The 23779-nt window shown below is 64.1% G+C and carries 24 protein-coding genes and 1 pseudogene; 16 read left to right on the forward strand and 9 right to left on the reverse strand.

The window, feature by feature from the left end; translation table 11 throughout:
• Positions 1-13: 13 nt before the first annotated feature.
• The 3 genes from hisG to IVA79_RS26125 all read right to left on the reverse strand — a co-directional run bounded on the left by hisG (position 14) and on the right by IVA79_RS26125 (position 3033).
• Positions 14-991, reverse strand: a complete 978-nt coding sequence (gene hisG / locus IVA79_RS26115; RefSeq protein WP_247558347.1) for an ATP phosphoribosyltransferase — start codon at positions 989-991, stop codon at positions 14-16.
• 4 nt (positions 992-995) lie between these two features.
• The gene (locus IVA79_RS26120) at positions 996-2147 is read right to left on the reverse strand and encodes an ATP phosphoribosyltransferase regulatory subunit (protein ID WP_247558349.1); all 1152 of its coding nucleotides are present in this window, start codon (positions 2145-2147) and stop codon (positions 996-998) included.
• A 133-nt stretch (positions 2148-2280) separates the two neighbouring features.
• Positions 2281-3033 carry a 16S rRNA (uracil(1498)-N(3))-methyltransferase gene (locus IVA79_RS26125; RefSeq protein WP_247558350.1) on the reverse strand — a complete coding sequence of 251 codons (753 nt, stop codon included), beginning with the start codon at positions 3031-3033 and terminating at the stop codon, positions 2281-2283.
• Between the two features lie 212 nt (positions 3034-3245).
• Between IVA79_RS26125 and IVA79_RS26130 the strand changes: the two genes are divergently transcribed.
• Positions 3246-3908 carry a hypothetical protein gene (locus IVA79_RS26130; protein WP_247558352.1) on the forward strand — a complete coding sequence of 221 codons (663 nt, stop codon included), beginning with the start codon at positions 3246-3248 and terminating at the stop codon, positions 3906-3908.
• Positions 3905-4837 carry a 4-hydroxybenzoate octaprenyltransferase gene (gene ubiA, locus IVA79_RS26135; RefSeq protein ID WP_247558354.1) on the forward strand — a complete coding sequence of 311 codons (933 nt, stop codon included), beginning with the start codon at positions 3905-3907 and terminating at the stop codon, positions 4835-4837. The genes IVA79_RS26130 and ubiA overlap by 4 nt, the downstream gene beginning before the upstream one ends.
• 117 nt (positions 4838-4954) lie before the next feature.
• Here ubiA and IVA79_RS26140 read toward each other — a convergent pair whose 3' ends face one another.
• Complete coding sequence (locus IVA79_RS26140; RefSeq protein ID WP_247558356.1) at positions 4955-5473, reverse strand: DUF6101 family protein; 519 nt, start codon at positions 5471-5473, stop codon at positions 4955-4957.
• A gap of 264 nt (positions 5474-5737) precedes the next feature.
• On the opposite strand from IVA79_RS26140, the gene IVA79_RS26145 reads away from it, so the two are divergent.
• From IVA79_RS26145 to IVA79_RS26175, 7 genes are all read left to right on the forward strand, one after another.
• Complete coding sequence (locus tag IVA79_RS26145) at positions 5738-7129, forward strand: TldD/PmbA family protein (protein WP_247558358.1); 1392 nt, start codon at positions 5738-5740, stop codon at positions 7127-7129.
• Positions 7116-7934 (forward strand): 3'(2'),5'-bisphosphate nucleotidase CysQ, encoded by an 819-nt coding sequence (locus IVA79_RS26150; protein ID WP_247558360.1) that lies wholly within the window; start codon positions 7116-7118, stop codon positions 7932-7934. The genes IVA79_RS26145 and IVA79_RS26150 overlap by 14 nt, the downstream gene beginning before the upstream one ends.
• A gap of 62 nt (positions 7935-7996) precedes the next feature.
• A complete protein-coding gene (locus IVA79_RS26155; protein WP_209960453.1) occupies positions 7997-8239 on the forward strand; it encodes a DUF4170 domain-containing protein in 243 nt (80 codons plus the stop codon).
• Positions 8236-8949, forward strand: coding sequence for a lysophospholipid acyltransferase family protein (locus IVA79_RS26160; RefSeq protein ID WP_247558362.1), 714 nt, complete (start codon positions 8236-8238; stop codon positions 8947-8949). Before IVA79_RS26155 ends, IVA79_RS26160 begins: the two co-directional genes overlap by 4 nt.
• Positions 8942-10258 carry a 3-deoxy-D-manno-octulosonic acid transferase gene (locus IVA79_RS26165; protein ID WP_247558364.1) on the forward strand — a complete coding sequence of 439 codons (1317 nt, stop codon included), beginning with the start codon at positions 8942-8944 and terminating at the stop codon, positions 10256-10258. The genes IVA79_RS26160 and IVA79_RS26165 overlap by 8 nt, the downstream gene beginning before the upstream one ends.
• Positions 10251-11267 (forward strand): tetraacyldisaccharide 4'-kinase, encoded by a 1017-nt coding sequence (lpxK, locus tag IVA79_RS26170; protein ID WP_247558366.1) that lies wholly within the window; start codon positions 10251-10253, stop codon positions 11265-11267. The genes IVA79_RS26165 and lpxK overlap by 8 nt, the downstream gene beginning before the upstream one ends.
• 220 nt (positions 11268-11487) lie before the next feature.
• Positions 11488-11796 carry a hypothetical protein gene (locus tag IVA79_RS26175; protein ID WP_247558368.1) on the forward strand — a complete coding sequence of 103 codons (309 nt, stop codon included), beginning with the start codon at positions 11488-11490 and terminating at the stop codon, positions 11794-11796.
• Between the two features lie 148 nt (positions 11797-11944).
• Here the strand turns inward: IVA79_RS26175 and IVA79_RS26180 are convergent, their stop codons facing one another.
• Entirely contained in the window at positions 11945-12175 is a 231-nt protein-coding gene (locus tag IVA79_RS26180; protein WP_246931492.1) for a DUF2093 domain-containing protein, read from the reverse strand.
• A 195-nt stretch (positions 12176-12370) separates the two neighbouring features.
• Here IVA79_RS26180 and IVA79_RS26185 point away from each other — a divergent pair, with 195 nt between their 5' ends.
• Both IVA79_RS26185 and IVA79_RS26190 read left to right on the forward strand, forming a co-directional pair.
• Positions 12371-13195 carry a dienelactone hydrolase family protein gene (locus IVA79_RS26185; RefSeq protein ID WP_247558370.1) on the forward strand — a complete coding sequence of 275 codons (825 nt, stop codon included), beginning with the start codon at positions 12371-12373 and terminating at the stop codon, positions 13193-13195.
• 253 nt (positions 13196-13448) lie between these two features.
• Positions 13449-13595 carry a hypothetical protein gene (locus tag IVA79_RS26190; protein WP_247558372.1) on the forward strand — a complete coding sequence of 49 codons (147 nt, stop codon included), beginning with the start codon at positions 13449-13451 and terminating at the stop codon, positions 13593-13595.
• A 120-nt stretch (positions 13596-13715) separates the two neighbouring features.
• Here the strand turns inward: IVA79_RS26190 and xseA are convergent, their stop codons facing one another.
• The gene (gene xseA / locus IVA79_RS26195; RefSeq protein ID WP_247558670.1) at positions 13716-15338 is read right to left on the reverse strand and encodes an exodeoxyribonuclease VII large subunit; all 1623 of its coding nucleotides are present in this window, start codon (positions 15336-15338) and stop codon (positions 13716-13718) included.
• A gap of 137 nt (positions 15339-15475) precedes the next feature.
• Between xseA and IVA79_RS26200 the strand changes: the two genes are divergently transcribed.
• From IVA79_RS26200 to IVA79_RS26215, 4 genes are all read left to right on the forward strand, one after another.
• On the forward strand, positions 15476-16588 hold the full coding sequence (locus IVA79_RS26200; RefSeq protein WP_247558374.1) for an alpha/beta fold hydrolase: 1113 nt from the start codon (positions 15476-15478) through the stop codon (positions 16586-16588).
• 241 nt (positions 16589-16829) lie between these two features.
• Complete coding sequence (locus IVA79_RS26205) at positions 16830-17384, forward strand: hypothetical protein (RefSeq protein WP_247558376.1); 555 nt, start codon at positions 16830-16832, stop codon at positions 17382-17384.
• A 3-nt stretch (positions 17385-17387) separates the two neighbouring features.
• Positions 17388-17687, forward strand: a complete 300-nt coding sequence (locus IVA79_RS26210) for a transcriptional regulator (protein ID WP_247558379.1) — start codon at positions 17388-17390, stop codon at positions 17685-17687.
• Between the two features lie 707 nt (positions 17688-18394).
• On the forward strand, positions 18395-19564 hold the full coding sequence (locus IVA79_RS26215) for a hypothetical protein (protein ID WP_247558383.1): 1170 nt from the start codon (positions 18395-18397) through the stop codon (positions 19562-19564).
• A 149-nt stretch (positions 19565-19713) separates the two neighbouring features.
• On the opposite strand, the pseudogene IVA79_RS26220 reads toward IVA79_RS26215, so the two are convergent.
• Together IVA79_RS26220 and IVA79_RS26225 are read right to left on the reverse strand one after the other, a co-directional pair.
• Positions 19714-20004: pseudogene (locus tag IVA79_RS26220) on the reverse strand (hypothetical protein).
• A gap of 85 nt (positions 20005-20089) precedes the next feature.
• Positions 20090-21634, reverse strand: a complete 1545-nt coding sequence (locus IVA79_RS26225; protein WP_247558386.1) for a GNAT family N-acetyltransferase — start codon at positions 21632-21634, stop codon at positions 20090-20092.
• Between the two features lie 629 nt (positions 21635-22263).
• Here IVA79_RS26225 and purD point away from each other — a divergent pair.
• Positions 22264-23547 (forward strand): phosphoribosylamine--glycine ligase, encoded by a 1284-nt coding sequence (gene purD, locus IVA79_RS26230; protein WP_247558388.1) that lies wholly within the window; start codon positions 22264-22266, stop codon positions 23545-23547.
• A 43-nt stretch (positions 23548-23590) separates the two neighbouring features.
• Here the strand turns inward: purD and IVA79_RS26235 are convergent, their stop codons facing one another.
• A complete protein-coding gene (locus IVA79_RS26235) occupies positions 23591-23779 on the reverse strand; it encodes a hypothetical protein (RefSeq protein WP_247558390.1) in 189 nt (62 codons plus the stop codon).

A 23779-nucleotide genomic window follows, 5' to 3' on the forward strand; every position in this document is an offset into this window, starting at 1 on the left:
ACGAACCTGGGGCTCATCGCCGCAGGAACGTTTCGAGCTTGGCGAATAGCGGGTTCTCCCGGTCGAACACATAGTCGAGCGACACCACCGAGACGGTCTCGGCGCCATGCTCGCGCAGGAAGCTTGCCAGCGCATAAAGCTGCCCCGGCGGGCAGTGCAACGTCAGCATGCCTGACGAGGTCGGTCCGCCGAACGGGGCCACGACGCCGTACCGGCTGTGGGCTTCGCCGAGCAGGGCGGCGTCGCATTGCCTGAAGCGGGTGCGGACCTCGCGGTACTTGTTGGCCCGCGCCCGCGCTGCGATGTGATCGAGAATGACGCGCGCCGTCTCCCGCGCCTGCGGCGACCAGTCGGCCTCCTTCGACGCGACGAGATTGGCCTGGCTGCGCAGGATCACGCCGTCGTCGAGCACCCGCAAGCCATTGGCGGCGAGCGTCGCGCCCGTCGTGGTGATGTCGACGATCAGCTCGGCGCTGCCGGCCGCCGGTGCGCCTTCGGTTGCGCCGGCGCTTTCGACGATGCGGTAGTCGGTGATCCCGTGGCTCTGGAAGAACGCGCGGGTGAGGTTGACGAACTTGGTCGCGACCCGCATCCGCATGTGATGCTGCTCGCGAAAGCCGGTGGTGACGTCGTCGAGATCGGCCATGGTGCGGACGTCGATCCAGGCCTGCGGCACCGCAACCACGACGTCGGCATAGCCGAAGCCGAGCCCTTCGATCAGGGACACGCGCTTGTCGGCATCCGCGATGGTCTCGCGCACGAGGTCCTCGCCGGTGACGCCGAGATGCGCAAAGCCGCGCGACAGCTGCGCGGCGATCTCGCTTGCGGAGAGATAGGCGACCTCGACATTGTCGAGCCCCGCGATCGTTCCGCGATAGTCGCGGGCGCCGCCGGCCTTCGACAGCTTGAGGCCGGCGCGGGCAAAGAATGCCTCGGTGTTTTCCTGCAGGCGGCCCTTGGAGGGAACGGCCAGAACGAATGGCGCGCTCATGATTTTACGCTCCCACCTTGCGGCCGATCCGGGTCAGCGCGTCCACCCAGACCGAGAAGCCAACCGCCGGGATCGGCTCGGCTGAACCGAGCTGGGTCATCAGCCCGTCATAGCGGCCGCCGGCCACCAGCGGCTCGGCGCCGTTGCCCCGGTCATGCAGCTCGAATTCGAAGCCGGTGTAATAATCGAGGCCGCGTCCGAACGCGGTCGAGAACCGCGTCTGCTTCACGTCGATGCCGCGCGCCGCCATGAAGCCGACCCGGCTTTCGAACTGATCGATGGCCGCGGCAAGGTCGAGCCTGGCATCGCTGGTGAGCGCGCGCAGACCGGCGATGGCATCGTCGGGATTGCCTGATATCGACAGGAAGCGCTTGAGCACGGTGATGGCTTCGCGCGGCAACGCGCCGCCCTTCAGCGTCGATTGCTCGAGGAAGCGGTCGGCGATCTCGGCGGTGGTGCGGCCGCCGACATGGGTGGTGCCGGCGATCGACATCAGGTCGGTGACGAAGGCGAGCGCCGCCTTGCGGTCGGAGCCGGCCAGCGCGGCGAGCACGCCCTGATATTCGCTGGGGCCAGCGGTGGTCGCGGCCGCCAGCCGCTCCAGATCCTGCTCCAGGCTGATCTTGCGGTTGAAATCCTTGACCAGGCGGCGGCGCCAGACCGGATAGAGGTCGAGCGCGTCGAGCAGGGCGTTGAACAGCGCCACGTCGCCGGTGCGGATCTCGACATCGTTGACGCCGAACGCCGCGGTCGCCTCCAGCGCCAGTGCCAGCATCTCGGCGTCGGCTGCGGCGCGGTCCTGGCGGCCGAACGATTCGATGCCGGCCTGCAGGAATTCGCTGGTCTGGCCGCTGCGGTAACGGAACACCGGGCCTAGATAACTGAACCCGGCCGGCTGCCCGGCGCGGTCGGAGGCGAGATAGTCGCGGGCGACGGGAATGGTCAGGTCCGGGCGCAGGCACAGCTCCTCGCCGGACAGATCCGTCGTCAGGTACAGGCTCTTGCGGATGTCCTCGCCGGAGAGGTCCAGGAACGGCTCGGCCGGTTGCAGAATCGCGGGCTCGGCCCTGACGTAACCGGCCTGCGCGAACGACAACAGCAGCGTATCCGCCCAGGCGGCGGAGCCGGCAGCATTTGTGGTGGCAGTCACGGTCATAACAGGGGTCCATCGTCCCGGTGGAACCGGGCAGGCAAGGGATAAGGACAGGATTGCCGCAGCCCTTAGCATGGCCGATGCGCGGTTTCGACCTCCAAAGGATCAATCGCTTAACGGGTGGCCAATGCCGGGATCACGTGGACTTGCCCCAATCGCCCAGCACCGCCTGCACCAGAGCGAGCGCCGCCACTGCGGCGGTGTCGGCCCGCATGATCCGGGGGCCCAGGGCCAGACGAAGGATCTTGGGCTGCCGCAGCAGCAGGGCCCGTTCCTCTTCGGCAAAGCCACCCTCGGGGCCGATCAGGACGTCGATACCCTGTCCGGCCGCCCGCGCGGCCTGCAGGCTCTGAACCGGGTTTTCGACCTCGGCCGCCTCGTCGCAGAAGATCAGCAGGCGGTCCGCTGGACGCTGGCTGAGGAAGCGCTCCAGGGTGACCGGTTCGGCGACCATGGCGATGCTCAAGATGCCGCATTGCTCGGCGGCCTCGATCACATTGGCGCGCATCCGCTCGGTGTTGACCCGGGAGGCCTGGGTGAACCGGGTCAGAACCGGCTGCAGCGTGGCGGCGCCCATTTCGATGGCCTTCTGGACCATGTAATCGAGCCGGGCGTGCTTGAGCGGGGCGAAGACGTAAGCGAGGTCGGCGAGCCGGTCCTGCGGCCGGGTCTGCTGGAGGATGACGAGGCCGTCCGGCCGCTTGCGGCCTTCAATAGCGGCCTGCCACTCGCCGTCGCGGCCGTTGAACGCCAAAACTTCGGCCCCCGCGGCAAGCCGCAGCACGTTGCCGAGATAATTGCTCTGGTCGCGGTCGAGCGCGACCCTGGCGTCCTGGGCCAGGGGGGTATCGACGAACAGGCGGGGAGCGCGAAAATCGTGGGAGGGCATCGGTCAAAAGTCCAATTTGGCGCCGTTATTAACCGAAAGCCGCCATTTCGGGGGTAAATATTGCCAGGCCGGTGCGTCGGCGCGCCGCGCTCTTGCCCTATTCGGCGGGTTGTTAAGCGCCGGCGGGAATCGTAAAATCGCGAGCACGCTGGTTGCGCTTCAATTGTGAAGAACGCTGGACCCCGTAAGCTCCTGCCGGAGAGACTTTCTTGATGATCCGTCATTTGATGGTTCCGATCGCTGCCGCCATGGTCACCATGGGTGCCGCCGGTGCTTATGCGCAAAGCGCGTTCCCGGCCCCCTTGCCCAATCAGGCTCCCACCAGTTCGGCGTTTCCGCCGGTGAACGGTTCGGCGCCGGCCGCGTCGGTTGGTGCGGCTCCGCAATCGTCATTTCCCGTGAACGGTGCTGCGCCGATCGGTGGCGCTGGTGCTTTCGGCGCGGCTCCGCCGACGCAAGCCGGCCCCGGCGAGGACTGCATGAAGGCGTTCGTGCCCCTGCGCGAAGAAGCCGAGAAGCGCGGCAAGCTGATCAAGGCCGCGAGCGAGCGCCATGCGCCGCCGGACGAGGCCTGCAAGCTGATCCGCAATTTCAGCCAGGCTGAAACCAAGATGCTCAAGTACATCGAGGCCAATGCCGCGAAGTGCGGAATCCCGCCGCAGGTCGGCGCGCAGATGAAGGACGGCCACAAGAACACCGAGGCCATGCAGGCGAAGGTTTGCAACGTTGCGCAGCAGATGCAGAACCAGCCGCGCGGTCCGGCCGGCCCGTCGCTGAGCGAGGTGCTGGGTTCAGGCTCGGCGCCTGAGGCCAATGCCGGCAAGAAGGGCGGCAGCACCTTCGACACGCTCAACGGCAACGTCCTCACCCGATGAGCGACACATCCGCCCGCGTTGCCGATTCCACCGGCAACTGGGTCGATACGCTCGCGCCGCCATGGGCCCGGCCTTACCTCCGCCTATCCCGCTTCGATCGTCCGATCGGCTCCTGGCTGCTGTTGATGCCGTGCTGGTGGTCGGCGGCGCTCGCCAGCGGCATGGCGCATGACGTCCGCGGCCTGCCGCTCACCATCGTGCTGTTCTTCATCGGCGCCTTCGTGATGCGCGGGGCGGGCTGCACCTGGAACGACATCACCGACCGCGACCTCGACGACAAGGTCGAGCGCACCCGCTCGCGGCCGCTGCCGTCGGGCCAGGTGACCACGAAGCAGGCGCTGATCTTCATGATCGCACAGGCGCTGATCGGTCTCGTGGTGTTGCTGCAGTTCAACCGCTTCGCGGTCCTGACCGGCATCGCCTCGCTCTTGATCGTCGCGATCTACCCTTTCATGAAGCGCATCACCTGGTGGCCGCAGATCGTGCTCGGGCTGGCCTTCTCGTGGGGTGCCCTGATGGGATTTGCCGTCACCTTCGGGCGCATCGACGTGACCGCGCTGGTGCTCTATGCCGGCGCGATTTCCTGGGTGATCGGCTATGACACGATCTATGCGCATCAGGACGCCGAGGACGACGCGCTGATCGGCATCAAGTCGACCGCGCGCCTGTTCGGCGCGCATACGCACCAGGCGCTGATCCTGTTCTACGGTCTCTCGGTGATGCTGATCGGCGTCGCGCTGGCGTCCGGCGATGCGCGCTGGCCGGCCTGGCTCGGGCTCGCCGCCTTCGCCGCGCATCTGGCATCGCAGATCGTGCGGCTGAGGATCGAGAATCCCGAGCTGTGCCTGCGCCTGTTCAAGTCGAACAGGGATGCGGGGCTGTTGCTGTTTGCCGGATTGCTCGCGGATGCGGTGATGCGGGCTGCGTAGCGGGCTGCGTAGGGTGGGCAAAGGCGCACTTGCGCCGTGCCCACGATCTTTCATTGATTGATAGAAAAGGTGGGCACGCTTGCGCTTTGCCCACCCTACGGCAGCTGTGATTGTCGTCTAATCCCTCGCGATGATCTCGCGTTCTTCGCGATGAACCGGTAGCTCGCGCGCGATACCGGCGCGGCGGCGCATCAGGAATTTCGGGCGGCGCGCGCGGATCGCATTGGCGCGGCGGCGGCGGGCTGCGGGCTTGCGTGCACCTTCGTCGAGTTGCGGCAGCGCGAAGATCTCGCTCCAGACCGCCCAGGCCTCAGTGAGCTCGTCGGCCTCGGCGCCGACCAGCAGCGGCACGGAGAGCGAGGGATCGCGATGCACGAGGACGAGGGCTTGCGTCTCGTCATTGCCGCGCAGCGCGACACCGGTGAAGTCGCTGACACGGACGTTGATCGCCATCTGCATGCCGCGGACGGCACGGCGCAGCACGACACGTTCGCGATGAAGCTCGATCTGCCGGACATGACCGTCGGCGCGCGGATCGTGCGCATCGAAGCGGACCGGAAGGGAAAGAGGGTCGAGCCGCAGCGAGCGGCTCGACCCGGCGGGGTTGGCCCCGCATGTTGCTGTTTGACGCCTCACGGCTTTAGTTCTCCCCGCCAGGATTATGTTCCCGGTCGATGCGAGGACCTTAGCGCGCCCCTTTCCGAAACCGCTTAAAAAGGCTGGTTAACCCATCCTCACTGCTGCTCATGATTGACAAGAGCTTGGCGCGCATGATTGACGAGACGTTGCGTGCAAGGAGCGAATCTGAGCTTTTGGCAGGCTGAAAATGCTTGAAGTCCGCGCCATTAGGGCACATCTGTGGGTTCCGGTCCCGAACCCCGCCCCAACAGGATTTCGTTCGTGAACTCTTCACCAAGCTCGACGCTTTCGCCCAAAGCCAATCGCGACCTGTTCGATCAGTCCGCGCTCTCCGATCTCGCGCAGCGGCTGGTCGAGGCGGCCAGGCGCGCCGGCGCAGACGCGGCCGACGCCGTCGCGGTGCGCGGCGTCTCGCAAGGCGTCGAGGTGCGGGACGGCCGCGTCGAGGAATCCGAGCGCTCCGAGGGCGACGATGTCGGCCTGCGCGTGCTGGTCGGCCAGCGCCAGGCGGTGGTCTCCACCAACGACGTCAGCGGCGATGCCGTCACCAAGCTCGCCGAACGCGCGGTCGCGATGGCGCGCGTGGCGCCCGACGACAAATATGTCGGCCTCGCCGATGTCACTCTGCTCGCGCGCGATTTCCCCGATCTCGACCTGCTCGATCCCAATATTCCCGCGACCTTGGAGCTCGAGCGCCGCGCGCTCGCGGCCGAAGCTGCGGCGCTCGGCGTGAAGGGCGTGACCAAGTCCGGCGGCGCCTCGGCCTCATCAGGCATGGGCGGCATGGTGCTGGTCACCTCGACCGGCTTCCATGGCTCTTATTTGCGCTCCAGCCAGGGCATCTCGGCCACTGCCATCTCGGGCGAAGGCACCGGCATGGAGCGCGATTACGACTTCACCTCGGCGCCGCATGCCGCCGATCTGTTGTCGCCGGAAGCCGTCGGCCGCTCCGCCGGTGAGCGCACCGTGGCGCGCTCCAATCCGCGCAAGGTCGAGACCTGCAAGGTGCCCGTCGTGTTCGATCCGCGCGTTGCCGGCTCCCTGGTCGGCCATGTCGTCGGCGCCATCAATGGCGCCTCGATCGCGCGCAAGACCAGCTTTTTGAAGGACAAGCTCGGCCAGCAGCTGTTTGCGAAGAACATCCGCATCATCGACGATCCCCTGCGCAAGCGCGGCCTGCGCTCGCAGACCTTCGACGCCGAGGGCGTCGCGGTGAAGAAGATCGCGCTGGTCGACGAGGGCGTGCTGACGACCTGGCTGCTCGACTGCGCCACCGCGCGCGAGCTCGGCCTCACCACCACCGGTCACGCCCATCGCGGCGTCTCGTCCTCGCCGTCACCGGGCCCTTACAACCTGCATCTCGAGCCCGGCACACCGAGCCCGGCCGAATTGATCTCCGACATCAAGCAGGGTTTCTACGTCACCGATCTGATCGGCTCCGGCGTGAACGGCGTCACCGGCGATTACAGCCGCGGCGCCTCCGGCTTCTGGATCGAGAACGGCGAGATCACCTATCCCGTCAGCGAGGTCACGATCGCCGGCCATCTGTTCGAGATCTTCAAGTCGATGCAGCCGGCGAACAATCTCGAGTTTCGCTACGGCATCAATGCGCCGACGGTGCGCATCGAGGGTTTGACGCTTGGCGGACGTTGACGCGAACTCTCCTGACGAAACCATCCTGATGCGCGACGCGGCGCTGCTGCGAGATACGGTGCGGGAAGCGGGCGCGCTGGCGCAGTCGATGTTCCGCACCGAGCTGAAGAAGTGGATCAAGGGCGCCTCCTCGCCGGTGTCGGAAGCCGACATCGCCGTCAACGATCTGCTCGAAACGCGCCTGCGCGCGGCGACGCCGGATTATGGCTGGCTCTCCGAGGAAAGCGCCGACGACGCGGCGCGGCTGTCGCGGCGGCTGACCTGGATCGTCGATCCCATCGACGGCACGCGCAACTATCTCGGCGGCCATGACGAATGGTGCGTCAGCGTCGCGCTGGTCGAGGACGCAGCGCCCGTGCTCGCGGCGGTGTTTGCACCGGCCAGCGACGAGTTCTTCTTCGCCGCACGCGGCCAGGGCACCACGCTCAACGGCGCAGCCGTGCAGGCTTCGCCTGGATCGGCGCTCGACTTTTCCCGTGTCGCCGGCCCGAAACCGCTGGTCGAGCGGCTCGACAGTTCGGGCCGCGAGATCAAGCTGCATCCGCGAATCGGCTCGCTCGCGCTGCGCCTGTGCCGGGTCGCCCATGGCGCGCTGGATGCGGCTTTTGCGGGGGGCAACAGCCACGATTGGGACCTTGCGGCGGCCGATTTGATCGTGCAGGAAGCGGGTGGTAGGATGAGCGACCTCTCCGGAGAACCCATCCTCTATAACCGCCGGGAAGTGGCGCACGGGGTGCTGGTGGCAGCGGGGCGCGATCGTCATGCGGGCATTGTCGCGCATTTTCGAAACCGTCCCTTAGCCTAAGGCGCTTTTCGTCGTGCTTCTCGAACACTGCTTTGCCGGGCAGCCCCTTAGGAACAGAACTCATGCCAGATAGTGCCCCGCAACAACTGCTTCACCTCGTCATCGGCGGCGAGCTCGTCGATCTCGAGAAAAACGTCTTCAAGAACCTCGACGACGTCGAGATCGTCGGCCTCTATCCGAACTATGCCACCGCCCACGCCGCCTGGCGGGCCAAGGCGCAGAGCACGGTCGACAATGCGCAGATGCGCTATTTCATCGTTCATCTCCACCGGCTGCTCGACCCCAATCAAGAACCGGCGCGTTGAAAAAACTGCTTCGCAATACGCTGCGAAGCAGCTGGTTTCAGCGTGCCGTCGGGGTTCTGGCGGCCGAATATCTGCGTCTGGTCTGGCGGACCAACAAGTTCACATTCGATCCGCCCGATGTCTATGACATCGTCGAGCCGCAAATCCCGGCGATCTTCGCCTTCTGGCACGGCCAGCATTTCCTCACTCCCTTCATCAAGAACAAGGATTCCTACCGGGCCAAGGTGCTGATCTCCCGTCACCGCGACGGCGAGTTCAACGCCATCGCGGTGGAGCGGCTCGGCATCGGTCTGATCCGCGGTTCCGGCGATCATGGCAGCGCGTTCCACCGCAAGGGCGGCGTCGGCGCCTTCAAGGAAATGGTGCGGACGCTCCAGGACGGCTGTAATGTCGCGCTGACCGCCGATGTCCCCAAGCGCGCGCGCGTGGCCGGGCTCGGCATCATCATGCTGGCACGGGAATCGGGGCGGCCGATCATGCCTTTCGCGATGGCGACCAGCCGCTTCATCCGGCTGAAGAACTGGGACCGCACCACCATCAACCTGCCATTCGGGCGGGGCGCATTGGTCGGCATCAAGGAAATCCACGTGCCACCGGATGCCGACGCGGCCACGATGGAAGCGCTGCGGCTGGAGCTGGAAGAGACGTTGAACGAGGCGACCCGCCGCGCCTACGCGCAGCTCGGCCGCCCAGGGCTTCAAGATGCCTAAATCGCTGCCCATTGCGCTGCCGATCACGCTGCGGATGTATCGGCGCCTGGCCTCCGGCCTGGTGCCGCTCGCGCCCGCGTTGATCAAGCGGCGGCTGAAGCAGGGCAAGGAGGACCCCGCGCGCGTCGGCGAGCGGCGGGGCCTGTCGCGCGACGTGCGGCCGCATGGCCCGCTGGTCTGGATCCACGGCGCCAGTGTCGGCGAGGTGCTGGCCGCCGCCGCCTTGATCGAGCGCCTGCGCGATCTCAATCTGCGCATCCTGCTTACCTCGGGCACCGTCACCTCGGCTGCCGTGGTCGCAAAGCGCTTTCCGCCCGACGTCATCCATCAATACGTGCCGTACGACTCGCCGCGCTATGTCGCGCGCTTCCTCGACCATTGGAAGCCGTCGCTGGCGCTGTTCATCGAATCCGATCTGTGGCCGAACCTGATCCTGGCCGGCGCAGTGCGCCGCGTGCCGATGGTGCTGATCAACGGGCGGATGTCGCCGCGCTCCTTCCCGCGCTGGCGGCGCATGCGCGGCACCATCTCGGCGCTGCTGTCGCGCTTCGACATTTGTCTCGCGCAGTCGAAGATTGATGCCGAACGTTTCTCCGCGCTCGGCGGCCGCGACGTCGTCACCACGGGCAACCTCAAGCTCGACGTGCCGGCACCACCGGCCGATGCCGCCAAGCTCGAACGGCTGATGGCGGTGACGCGCGGGCGGCCGATCATCGTCGCGGCCTCGACCCATCCGGGCGAGGACGAGATGCTGGTCGCGGCGCATCGCAGTCTCCTCGGCTTCTTCCCGCAGCTGCTCACCGTGATCGTGCCGCGGCATCCCGATCGCGGCTCGTCGATCGCAGGCCAGATCACGGCCTCCGGCCTGAAGCCCGCGTTGCGCTCACGCGAAGAGCTGCCGACCGCGACCACCGACATTTATGTCGCCGACACCATGGGTGAGCTCGGCCTGTTCTATCGCCTCTCGCCCATCGTGTTCATGGGCGGATCGCTGATCCGCCATGGCGGGCAGAACCCGATCGAGGCGATCAAGCTAGGTGCCGCCATCGTCCATGGCCCGCACGTCTTCAACTTCGCCGATGTGTTCGAGGCGCTCGATGCGAGCGGCGGGGCGCGGCAGGCCGACACGCAGGAGGCGCTGGTCAAGCAGCTCGGCCAGTTGCTGGCCGACCCCGCCCTGCGCGACAAGATGCAGCGCGCAGGCACCGGCGTGGTCGAGCAGCTCGGCGGCGCGCTCGATCGCACCATGACCGCGCTCGAGCCCTATCTGCTGCAATTGCGGATCGAGATGGGGGCCGCCAATGCGTGAGCCGGCCTTCTGGTACCGGCCTCGCTCCTTCATGTCGTATGCGTTGCAGCCGCTGGGGCTGCTCTACGGCGCGATCACCGAACGGCGCATGCTGCGCCAAGGCCTCGATGCCGGCATTCCCGTGATCTGTGTCGGCAATTACCATGTCGGCGGCGCCGGCAAGACGCCGACCGTGCTGGCACTGACCAAGCTGCTGCGCGAGCTCGGCGAGACGCCGGTGGTGCTCAGCCGCGGCTATGGCGGACGCCTGAAAGGCCCGGTCATGGCCGACCGCACCCGCCATACCGCGGCCGACATCGGCGACGAGCCGCTGATGATGGCGCGCGACGTCCCGGTCGCGGTCGCGCGTGACCGTCTCAACGGTGTCGCGCTGGCGAAGTCGCAAGGCGCCACAATGATCCTGATGGACGACGGCTTTCAGAACCCGCGCCTCTTCAAGGACGCCTCGCTGATCGTGATCGACAGCGAGCGCGGCCTCGGCAATTGCGAGGTGTTTCCCGCCGGTCCCTTGCGCGCGCCGCTGAAGACGCAGCTTGCGCGCACCGACGCGCTGGTGCTGATCGGCGATGGGCGCGCCGCCAACGACGTTGCGGCAGAGCTTGCCAAGCGCGACAAGCCGGAGCTGCGCGCGCGGTTGAAGCCGGATGCGGCCTCGCTCGCGCAACTGTTCGGCAAGCGGGTTCTCGCCTTCGCCGGCATCGGCGATCCCGAGCGCTTCTTCCGCACCCTTCGTGCCAGCGGCGTCGACGTCGTGCGCACGCGCCCCTTTGCCGACCACCACATGTTCTCGCGCGAGGAGATCGCAACGCTTGCAGCGGACGCCCGGCGCGAGCAGCTCACGCTGGTGACGACGGAAAAGGACCTCGCACGCCTGCGCGGCAGCGAGGGCCTACCGGACGGCATCGTGCCGTTCGCCGTCCAGCTCGAGTTCGACGAACCGGTCAAGCTCCGGCAATTGATCAGCGACCATCTCTACAGGGCGCGCGAGCGCAGGTTTTCCAGGCGGTGATTCCGTAGGGTGGGTTAGCTCCGCGACTGCGCGAAGCGGAGGAGCGGGGCGTAACCCGCCATCTTCGTCTCGCATGCGCTGATAAATGGCGGGTTACGCCGAGTAGATGCGCTTCGCACATCTGCCCAGCTAACCCGCCCTACGGCACCTCCCGCGGTTCATCATTCAGGCGGCATTCATCGCAAAACGCCTATCGATCTCCGGCGATCAGGAGAATTCGATGAAACTGCCGTCCGCAGCCGTCGCCGCCAGCCTTGTGTGTCTGATGATTGCGCCGGTGTTGGCACAATCGCCCGCGCCGACGGCAAGTCCGACCGCCACCGTGCCGGTTCCCGCGACCAAACGCGTGACGTGTCTTGCCACGACGGCAAGCCTGAAAGGGCAGGACAAGCGCGACCAGCTACAGCTCTGCCTGGCGCAGGCGCGGCTCGATTGCCTGAAGCAGGCGATTGATCAGAAGATCGTCGGGGAAAGCAGGAAGAGTTTTATCAAGACCTGCGTGGGCAGCGATGCGACCGAGCCGCAATAGCCGAACCATGCCAAGAGCTCGATCTTGTAGGTCTCGTAGGGTGGGCAAAGGCGCAAAGCGCCGTGCCCACGGTCTCTTCGCAATCGAGGCAATCAACGTGGGCACGCTTCGCTTTGCCCACCCTACGAGATTTACGAGAGCCGAGGCATCACGATTGCTGCGGTTTCGGCGCGCCGGGAAAATGCCGCTGCAGCACGGCGGCCGGGGTGGCGTAGGCCTCCTGCAGATCCACGCTCCAGTACTTCAGCTCGTCGAGCGGAATGCGCGTGTCGGTGATGGCGCAGCGCACGAAGGTCCCCGGCGAGATCACGCGGAAGTCGCCGTCGAGATATTGCACTTGCGCTTCGCCATGGCCCGAGGGGCCGAACTTGTTGAGCACGGTCGAAAGTCTCCGTGGAAGGCCGCTCCGCCGAAAAATCTTGGAGGGCACGATGTGTTGGACGGGATGTAGCATAGATAGGGCGGCTTGTCCGCCCGGTAAACCCACCGGTTTGTGATGTTTTGCCGCCGTTTCCGCGTGATAATGCTCAGCCGAAAGTTCGTTGGTTCCGGCACCCTCCTACGGCAGAGTCCGATGCGCCTTCGACTGACCGCCCTGCTGCTGACGTTGCTGATGTCGACCGCGCGCGCCGCGCCGGCGCCGCAGCCGGTCGAGATTCCGCTGGCGTCCGGCGTCCTCCATGCGCAGCTCTACAGGCCTGAAGGTGCGGGGCCGTTTCCGACCGTGATCGCGCTGCATGGTTGCGGCGGGCTCGGTGACCATTCCGGTCCCGTGCTGCCGCGCTATCGCGACTGGGCCGAGCGCCTACTTCGGGCGGGCAATGCCGTGCTCTTGCCCGACAGCTACGGCTCGCGCGAGCTCGGGCCGCAATGCCGCGTCAAGGACATGCACGTCAAGGCGCGGCGTGAGCGCGTCACTGACGTCGCAGCATCGCGCGCCTGGCTGATGAAGCAGCCTTGGGTGGCGCGCGACCGCGTCAGCCTGATGGGCTGGGCCAATGGCGCGAGCGCGCTGCTCTGGGCCGTGCGTCCGCAGAGCGCGGCGCGCGATCCGGGCCCCGATTTCCGCGCGGCGATTGCGTTCTATCCGGACTGCCGGATTTCCGCCGGCCTCGGCTGGAGCACGCGGGTGCCGACCCTGGTGCTGATCGGCGCCGATGACGACGTCTCGTCTCCGCCGGCCTGCCGCCAGATGGTCGAGGGCGCGCATGGCCGCAGCGCGCTCGCGCGCATCGTGGTCTATCCCGGCGCCTATCACGATTTCGACCGCGCCAACACGCCACTGCACGCAGCCGCCGGCAGCAACGATGCCGCCGCGCCCGAGCGCGGCCATCTCGGCACGGATGCCGAGGCGCGCGCGCAGTCGCAGAAGCAAGTTGCGGAGTGGTTGGCGCGGTGATGAAGGTCCCGTAGCCCGGATGAGCGAAGCGATATCCGGGAGGGCCGGTCCCGCATGTCGCTGCGCTCATGCGGGCTACACGCCCTACGCAAAGCGGGGCCGCCCGAGGAACAAATTTGGGCGGACAGCCCCGCATCGACCACCGCCCTGCACGGAAAATGGCCGACGATGAATCTACGGGTTGCGCGCGGCCGCAGTTTCAGCCCGTGACGGCGCCTTAGTTCGACCACGATGTCGATTCAACGCAATCCTCATGCGCAACCGCATCACTCTCTTCTCCTCCGCACTGGTCGTCTTCACCGTCGCGATCTTCCTCTACGAGGCCCATGCCGGCGCCCCCCAGCGCGCGGAACATTGCGGCTTCTGGACCTCGATCGACGCGGGGTTGTCCTGCCGGTAGGCATGACGGCGCCGTAGCCCGGATGAGCGCAGCGACATCCGGGGCGACTGGTCCCGCATATCGCTTTGCTCATGCGGGCTACGCGCCGTTTCAGCGAACTCCGTCATTGCGAGCGTAGCCTCAGAACAAGCTGCCCTGATCCACCGGCTTTGCCACGCGCTTCGGCGCGGGCTTTGCGTCCGCGGCAGTTGGCTTTGTCGGCGCCGGCGTGCGCTTTGCCGCAGGCGGCGGCCGATCCGCGTCCGCGGTCGCCGCAACACGTCCATCCGCAAACTCGATCTCGAGCCGCGCGTTCGGGCCGATCGCGTCTGCCGCATGCACCGGATGTCCCGCCTCGTCCCGCACCAGCGCAAAGCCGCGCGCGAGCACGCTGCGATAGGATAAGGCCGACAGCAGCTTGCCGCTGTTCTCGACGCGGGCCTCTAGCCGCTGCAGCAACGTGACAAGCGCGCGGCTGGCGCGCTCACTCAGGCGATGCGTGCGCTCGCGCTGGCGGGCAATGGCGTTGCGCTGCGCCTGCGCATTGGAGAGCTTCGAGGCACGCAAGCGAACCTCGAGCCCGGCAAAACGGTCGCGCCGTCGACGCAGCAGCGAGCGCGCGGAGAGGCCAAGCCGTTCGCCGCACACCGTGAGCCGGTGGTCGGCCTGCGAGATCTGTCCGTGCAGCACCCGCAGCGTCAGTTTTGAACTCGCCGCGGTGAACCTGCGGAAATGCGCGTGCGTGTTGGCCTTGAGGCAGCGGGGCAGGGAGGCGCCCGCCGAATCCAGCCGCTGCCGCGGGATCGCCAGCAGATCGCCGGCGCCCGGCAGCGCGCGCGCGGCGGCGCGCAGCTCGCTGCGGCGGCTTTCCTGGGCCCGTTGCCAATAGGCGCGGGTGCGGCGTCCGAGATCGGCGACCTCGACGAACAATTCGCTGCGCACCGGCACCGCCATCTCGGCTGCGGCCGTCGGTGTCGGTGCGCGCTTGTCGGCGACGAAATCGATCAGCGTGATGTCGGTCTCGTGCCCCACCGCCGAGATCAGCGGGATCATGCTCTCGGCCGCTGCCCGCACCACGATCTCCTCGTTGAACGACCAGAGATCCTCCAGCGAGCCGCCGCCGCGCGCGACGATCAGCACGTCGGGGCGCGGAATCCTGCCGCCCTCGGGCAGCGCATTGAAGCCGCGGATCGCGGCGGCGACCTGCTCGGCCGAGCCTTCGCCCTGAACTTTCACCGGCCACACCAGCACGCGGCGGGGAAAACGGTCCTCCAGGCGGTGCAGGATGTCGCGGATTACGGCGCCGGTCGGCGAGGTCACGACGCCGATCACCTCCGGCAGCCACGGCAGCAGCTGCTTGCGCGCCTCGTCGAACAGGCCCTCGGCGGCGAGCTTCTTCTTGCGCTCCTCCATCAGCGCCATCAGCGCGCCGATGCCGGCCGGCTCCAGCGCCTCGATCACGATCTGGTATTTCGAGGAGCCCGGATAGGTCGTGAGCTTGCCGGTGGCGATGACCTCGAGTCCCTCCTGCGGCTTGAAGCGCATGCGGCCGTGCACGCCCTTCCAGATCACCGCCTCGATCTTGGCGCTCTCGTCCTTGAGCGCGAAATAGCAATGGCCGGAGGAGTGGGCGCCGCGGAAGCCGGAGATCTCGCCGCGGACCCGGACATGGCCATAGGTATCCTCCACGGTCCGCTTCAGGGACTGGGAGAGTTCGGAGACGGTGAATTCGGGCGCGTTGTGAAGTTGTTCCGCAGGCGGCATCAGCAAACGATTCGGCATTTTGGGGTCAGACCCGACGTTAAGGATTTTCGCCGCGCGGCGCCAATCCAGGGATTGCTTGGGAGAGTACTCTGCTATATAGAGTTCTCTATTGATTGATGAGTTTGAGGAGTTGAACCATGGCGATCCGGTTGCTGCGCGGCGTTTTCAACGGCCTGAAATGGGCCCTGTGTGCGGTCGGCGGCGTGGCGCTGACCCTGGTCGCCATGATCGCAACCCCGCTGCAGCGGCCGCCGGAAATGAAGTCGGTGTCCGACTCCGCCAAGGGCATCGACTGGTCGACGCTGCCCCCGCTCGAGCGCTTCCAGGCGCGCGACGGCACCTGGATCGGTTATCGCCATTACGCAGCCAGAGCGTTTTCGAGCGAAGTGGAAACCGGTTCGCGTGAAGAAAACGCGTCAAAACAAGAATCTGGTGCCTCGTTCCGATCTCATCGGAACGGAAATGGCTCCAGCGGCGCGGCGGCAGGCCGGGGTGCGATCTTCATCCACGGCTCCTCCGGCTCCAGTGGGACCGTCAACCACGCGCTGACCCACGCGATCGCCGCGCGCGGGGTGGAGACCTGGGCGCTCGACATCCGCGGCCACGGCGGCTCCGGCACCCGCGGCGACATCGGCTATGTCGGCCAGCTCGAGGATGATCTCATCGACTTCGTCGCCCATGTCCGCAAGAGTGCGCCGGACCTGCCGCTCACCTTGATCGGCCATTCCGCCGGCGCCGGCTTCTCGCTGCGCGTCGCCGCCACGCCGATCATGCAGGACATGTTCGTGCGCACCGTGCTGCTCGCGCCCTATCTCGGCTATGATGCACCCACCAACAGGCCGAATGCCGGCGGCTGGGCCAGTATGGATCTTCCGCGCTTCTTCGGTCTGATGGCTCTGCGCAGGCTCGGCATCGACTGCTGTTCGCAGCTTCCGGTGCTCGCCCTCGCGGTGCCGGCGAGTTCGGCAAAATACCTCACCTCGACCTATTCCGACCGCCTGATGCGCAATTTCGCAACCCGCGGCTATCGCCTCGATCTTCCGGCCACCACCCGCCCGATCACCATCTTCGGCGGCGCCGAGGACGAGATGATGATCTCGGACAAATATGCGGAAGCCGTGCAGGCGATCAAACCGTCGGTCGACGTCAAGATCATCGACGGTATCAACCACATGGGCATCGTCACAAGTCCGAAGGCGATCTCAGCGATCGCCGAAGACGTCGCAACACGCGGGGCAGGGCAGTCATGATACGCCCCGTTGACGGCAAGGCAATCGCAGGGAGCGGCTTCCCCGCGGCCATCCTTCGAGACGCCCGCCTTCGGCGGGCCCTCAGGATGAGGACCGAGTTTGCTGCTGCTGTTTCCTCAGGCAAACTTGCTGCTCAGCCTCATCCTGAGGAGACCGCGAAGCGGTCGTCTCGAAGGACGAGGCGTGCGCGCAGCCGCCACCGCGAGTCCTATGCAATGCCTCCGGGACAGAAAGGGACGTCATGATCGACAGCAAGGAGGCATCCGCAGCGCTGGCCGATATCGACGACATCGTCCAGCGCGTGAAGCGATCGCAACTCTATCAGCTCGCAAGCCTCGCGGCAGTCTGGTGGGGCGTGTTGGTGTTCGCAGCCAATCTCGTGACCTGGCTGTGGCCGGTCTACGCGGTCCATGCCTGGGTTGCGGTGGACCTTCTGGGCGTCGGCGGTCTGGTTGCCCTTCGCGTGCTGAATCCGTCGGATCACCCCTTTGGCACCGGCGTTGCCATCAGGTTGTTCCTGATCTTCGTCCTGTTCTTCGCGTTCGGTTATCTCGTGACCAACGTTCTCGGTCATTTCGGCCCGCGGCAGTTGGGAACGTTCTGGCCGATCTATTTCATGCTGTTCTACACACTCGCCGGCCTCTGGTTCGGCACCGCCTTCGTTGCGATCGGCCTCGGCATCACCGCATTGACGCTGTTCGGCTTCTTCTACATCGGCGAGGCCTTCCCGCTGTGGATGGCCTTCGTGAACGGCGGTGGCCTGATCCTCGGCGGGCTTTGGATGCGGCGGATCTAGCGCATGGCCGGGCTCGACGACATCATCCACCAGCCGCTGCGGCTGAAGATCATGGCGGCCCTGAACGCGCTGCCCGTGTCAGCCGGTTTGGAGTTCGCGCGACTGAAGAAGCTCACCGGCGCCACCGACGGCAATCTCGGCGCGCATATCGAGACGCTGGCCAAGGCCGGCTACGTCTCCGTCGAGAAAGCCTTCGTCGGTAAGAAGCCGCAGACCACGGTCACCGCGACCGCCGCCGGCCGCGGCGCGTTCGCGCGGCATGTGGCGACGTTGCAGGAGATCATCGCGGGCAAGCAGGGGTAGCTCCCCCAGTATAGTATCGGGTGCTCCCTCTCTCTTCGTCATTCCGGGGCGTCGCGAAGCGACGAGCCCGGAATCCATTCCACCACCAACGCCGCAGTTCGCTGGATTCCAGGTTCGCGCTACGCGCGCCCCGGAATAAGGGGGTGTTTGGCACCAGCGCCCCTGCGGCCAGGGGCGGGTGAACGATGGGCCAAACGCGCCAACTGATGCGTTGGAATTTAGTGCACTGTGACCGTAACCCCACCATGGAAGAACGAATTCTTTCTCTCCGCCCTCGCATGCGATAGTCTACCCCAAAGCCGTCCGCTGAAGCCGAAAAATGCATTGAGTAAAGATTCTACTTGAACTTGCATCGCGGTTTTATAACCTGTTCTCCATCGGCTCAACATGATTTGGGGCTGTTGAGCTGTGGCCCGCTTTAGCGGGTTCGATCGTGTGTGTTGCCGTGATGAGGACGTGACGGGCGGGGGCGCAGGGGCGTTTTTGCGGGCGCCGCAGCACGGGGTGGATTTTCACGTAGCTCATTGAGCAGGCGCTCGCTGGCGCTTGGCACGGTTTGTTCTATCCGGGCCCCCAGATTGGGGTCGACGGTCTGCGCGTAAGCGTGGTCGCCGGTTGCGCTGAGCAAAGCGCACCCCAAGAGCAACGCGGTGCTGAACGAGTAAAAGGCACTTTGTAAGTTCATTGCGGACTCGGGGGTGATTGTGATGAGGTCGATTGCCAATATCTCTTTCTTTGCGGTGTTACTCGCTACGGTTTCAAGTGGCTCCGCAGTGGGTCAGGTTGATCCAAATCTTCAGGTGCGTATCGAGACGCTCACGCCTCAGCGCGACACGAAGCCGGATTTACCGCAGACGGAAGTTGTGACTCGGACCAAGCTTCAAACCTATACGACGACGGAAAAGGTGCAACTAACCGACGACCAGCGGCAGAAGCGGCTTGAGAGCGTCCTCGCGGCCAAAGATATCAAGCTGATCCAAGGAATAAACGAAACCAACAAGGAATCTCTCTACAAGACCTACGGCATCCTTCCCTATGAAACAAAGAAGGTCGTTAAAAAGAAGGCCGTGACCGAAACGGTGGAAGTGCCTAAGCCGCGGCAAACGACTGTTACAGCAGCTGCCTCAACCCAAGCTCTATTCGATACCAACGCGACAAAGACGCCGGCAAAAGTCAGCGATTGGGTACTCGGATCGGTGGGGACGTTGACGGTTAATGTTCCGGTGGGAACCTTAGACAATTTCATCGTCCAGACCGGAGTTAGTGATCAACGATACGCAAAACTTGTTGCCAAGGACGTCGACATCTTCATCAACAATGCCCAGTACAATCAGGTCCTCAATCTCTATAAAGGAGAGACCGACGGCACCACCACGTCCGATGTGATGAGCTATGCGCTGAGTTCAAGCACTGTCTATGGGAAGAACTTTAAGCCCTATTTGGTCGAGCTGTTCACGCCCTCGGTTGCCTGGGCACGGAACAATATAGACCTTGGTGGTACGACTTGCGGCCCAAAAGGAAAGGAAACGTTCTGCATCGGCGGAACGTTCATTGCGAGCGGCGACGTGACGTTCTCCGACGCGGCCAACCAGCGCAACACCAGTGTAAAGCTCCTTGGTAGCGTGCTGTGGCAGACGTCGGTACCTTCATTCACCGTCACAACAACGGGTTTTGTACAAGCCAAGCATTTCACGGATACGCCAGGCGGCCGCGACGATCTTATCCTTTTTGGTCAGGCAAGAGCGGACTGGTACGCAAGCGCCAATGTTCAGCTCAGTGGGGCAGTGCAGGTCACTCAACAGTTCTCAACAGTCAAAACGCAGGAGTGGAATGGCCTAGCGGCTTACCCTTACCTAAAATTAAAGGTCACGTTTTGATCGCTCATAACTTGGGCTTCCGTTGCCGAACAAAGGAGCGGGCGTACGCGTTGACGCAGAGCTCGTAGGATGGGTTGAGCCCTTGCGAAACCCATCGCCTCTTTATCCCCGTGCACCGTAATCGCGGCGTCATTCGACTGATCGCCGGCCTAATCAGCCGGGTAATTGCCGAGCTTTACGTGACTATTAAACGAGGAGGGCGCCCAGTCACGTACTCGGTTGACGAGGCCGTGCTTGACCGAATTGAACCTGCACGCGTGTGAAGGTGATCAGGCAGCACCATGATGGCATCGATTGTGAATGGATGGCGCTGGTGCGTTTCGCGAAACGCGCCGCGCAACGCCTCGACATGATTTGTCAGCAACGCCAGCCTCCGCTTCGCCAGATTGACGGTGAAGAAACACCCACCCGGAAACGAAGTTGCGGCGGTACGCCGTCATGACCCGATCCTATCACGAAACAAGTGCGATGGGTTTCGCAAGGGCTCAACCCATCTACGGGCTTAGCTCGGCACAAAAAGGAGCCCTAAAACGCGAAACCGAGGTCAAGCTCACCCCGAAGAGCTCGATATTGATCCTGTGACAGTACCGTAATCGACTGATGCGGATGATTTCCGAGCACGCCGAGGCGTTGAAGGTCCGCCAATATGACAGCGGGTTGCGTGTGACCAACCAAAAGGAAGTCTATTACTTTGACGGGCGATGCGGGCGTCGGTTTCATCGCGCGCATCTCCTCGGGCGAATATACCGAGCGTTTGGCGGTGTGCTTTATAAGCTCATCCGGATCATCGATGTCTCTTACCTGTTCAGCGATTGCAAGCGTCGTAATGGATTGGCTCGCCGCCAGCCTTTCATCTTTAGACATGTAGAAAAGCAGTATGTCGCCCGGCTTAATCATGCTGGTGCGCGCGTGGCACAGATAAACCTTACGAATGGTATTTCCGGGTGTTCGGTCTTTTTCACGCGCCAGAATGGGACCGAAGTCAGATGTCGGAAAGAGCGGAAGTTCTCGACCAAACGCAATTTCCGGAAACAGCCTGCGGTGATAATCCGGCTGAATTGGCACATAGAACTTCCTTACCGCCGCTCCATCATGGAAGCGCGGATAATTGACTCGCGCGAAATCGAGCGCACTTCCGCTGAGCGCAGGCAGATCGCCGCGCAGCATGGGCTTCTCCATCACGAGCTCGCCGCTTCCCGATCTTTTTGTCTCGGAGAATCCGTAGTATTTGAGCAGCGAGATGAGAAGGGTGTGTTTCGGATAAACTGTGAGGTAAACGAGATCGTAATTATTATGTTGAGCAAACCACAATGCTTGCTTCAATAGCAGTTCGCCAAACTTTTCACCAAGGTAAGCGTCACGTACCTTGAAGGTGCAGATCTTGAGTATCTTCGGCCCGCGATGTTGGGTTTGGGCCTCTAGATGAGTTTCGTTTTTTCGGATGATTAGACCTGCTATTTCTGAATCAATTTCGAGGACCCAACAATCACGGTGAGCCTGCTTGCAACGATCGAACCATGCATCAAATAGCGGGTAGTCCACTCGCAGGCTTGCAAAGATCGGATCGTGTTCGTCTAGCTCATATGCCTTCCGTTCAATGACATGGGGAAGGTCGACGGTCTTTGCAACGAAAGTTTGCTTTAACCATTGCAGGGCTTCGTCAATGGTAAGAACGCGGTCGCCCAATCCAACCCGCGAAGCTCGCTTATGCAGGTTTCCATCTTCGGAAATGAGATAATCGACTGCACGCGCGTCTACAGCAGCAAGAAGCCGCGCATCCGAACGGTCATTGTCTTTATTGATGGGGCCAAAACGCGCGACCAAATCTGCATCGCTTTGGTTGGGCAAACGCGCAAGTCTTTGAAACTTGTCTAGCTTGCTGAGCGTGACCCTGCGGCGTCCCACATCGCGATCACGGGCTATGTCGTCGTAGTTTGCGCCCTCAACGAAAAGGCCAACGCCATGTTCATTGCTGAGCCGAGAAATATCAGCGAGTCGCGCCTCGACCGGCTTCGGGTCTTCCAGCCCGATTACTATGTGAGTGTCGATGAGTAGTTTGAAATGGTCCATCGCCTAGCAATGAATTAAATCGCTTTGTAACGTATCGATAAGACTGGGGCGGCACAATCCCAAATTGAGCCTCAAGCTCGCTCGCGGATAGGTGGGTGCGCATCGCTTTGACGCTACCAAGTAGGATGGCGAAGCCAAACTTTGTGCCGGTAAAGTAGTTGTAGAATTCTCGGCGTGAGACACATGCGGCGTCAGCGTGCTCTTTCCAGATATCGGCAATCGGGAGACGCTGAACCTCTTTAATCTGAGCGCATCCCACGACTGCACGAACCGGGCTGGTCGAATAGATGTACACTTTGGTCCCGACGCTTACCGCGGTAGGAAAGCGCCGTCGAAGTTCTACTGTTTTTTGCCCGTCGAGAATCTTGGCCACGTACTGCGGGCGGATGCTCACCAAAAGGTCTTGCCGTGTTTCGCTGGCCTTCATCGCATTTCCCGCTTCCGAATCTAGGGCTGGATTGAATCAGCACTCGGATGCACAGCCAAGTAAAATCCGGACTGAGCGGAGCGCGCTGCCGGGAAGAGAGTTTCGTTGCGTCACTTAGGGGGAGTTTGCCTCATCCCCCTTGAGCCCCACCCCGATTCGTGCGACCTCCGCCCCCAGCAAAACCCCTCATTCTGAGCCTTCGATGCACATTCTCCTGCTCGGTTCCGGCGGCCGCGAACATGCCCTGGCGTGGAAGATCGCAGCTTCGCCCCTGGTGACCAAATTCTGGTGCGCGCCCGGCAATGCCGGCATCGCGAAGGAGGCGGAATGCGTGGCGCTGGATATCGCCGACCATGCCGCGGTGATCGACTTCTGCAAGACAAACAAGGTCGAGCTCGTGGTGGTCGGCCCGGAGACGCCGCTGGCGGCCGGCATCGTCGATGATCTCACCGCGGCCGGCATCAAGGCGTTCGGCCCGAGCAAAATCCCGGCCCAGCTCGAGAGCTCCAAGGGGTTCACCAAGGCGCTGTGCACCGAGTTCGGCATTCCCACCGGCGCCTATGAGCGATTCACCAATGCCAAGGACGCGCGCGCCTACGTCGCCAGCCAGGGCGCGCCGATCGTGGTGAAGGCTGACGGGCTCGCCGCCGGCAAGGGCGTCGTCGTCGCCAAGACCGTGCGCGAGGCCGAAGATGCCATCGCCATGATGTTCGAGGGCGCCTTCGGCGAGGCCGGCGCTGAGGTCGTGATCGAGGAATTTTTGCCCGGCCGCGAGATCAGCTTCTTCGCGCTGTGCGACGGCGAGACCGCCATTCCCTTGGCCTCGGCGCAGGACCACAAGCGCGTGTTCGACCACGACGTCGGCCCGAACACCGGCGGCATGGGCGCCTATTCGCCGACGCCGCTGGTGACGCCTCAGGTCCACGACGCGATCATGGCGAAGATCATCTTGCCGACGGTATCAGGCATGAAGCAGCGCGGCACGCCGTTCCGCGGCGTGCTCTATGCCGGGATCATGCTGACGACGCAGGGGCCAAAGCTGTTCGAGTTCAACGTGCGCTTCGGCGATCCCGAGTGCCAGGTCTTGATGCTGCGCATGATGTCGGACATCGTGCCCGCCTTCCTCGCCGCCTGCGACGGCCAGCTGAAGAATTTCGATCTGCGCTGGTACCCGGAGTCCGCACTCACCGTGGTGATGGCGGCGAAGGGCTATCCCGGTGACTACCAGAAGGGCACGCGCATCGGCGGGCTGGAGGAGGCCGCAGAGGTCGACACCGTCGAGATCTTCCACGCCGGCACGGTCGAGAAGGACGGTGCGATCCTCGCCAATGGCGGCCGCGTGCTCAATGTCTGCGCGCTCGGCAAGACCGTGACCGAGGCGCAGGCGCGCGCCTACCAGGCCGTCGACCGCATCAACTGGCCCGAGGGCTTCTGCCGCCGCGACATCGGCTGGCAGGCGGTGGAGGCGGAGAAGGCCAAGGGTTGACGAACCGCTCGCAAGCCCGAGCCCGCGGTCCCCGACGGCGCCCCTAGGCGCGCCAGCCCGAAATCGCATGGCTTGGTGTCACCGCGCCGCCACATCGGCGCTCGAGAATAATATGCAATCGGTTGTTGGGGTTAGCCGCCCCGCCGATAATACCGCTACTGTGCATGGGGTTGTTTTCGACTTTTTGTTTGTCGGGGCGGCCTTTTGGACTGACCACATAAGGATGCAACAA

The sequence above is a fragment of the Bradyrhizobium sp. 138 genome, assembly GCF_023074075.1.
Taxonomy (GTDB): Bacteria; Pseudomonadota; Alphaproteobacteria; order Rhizobiales; family Xanthobacteraceae; genus Bradyrhizobium.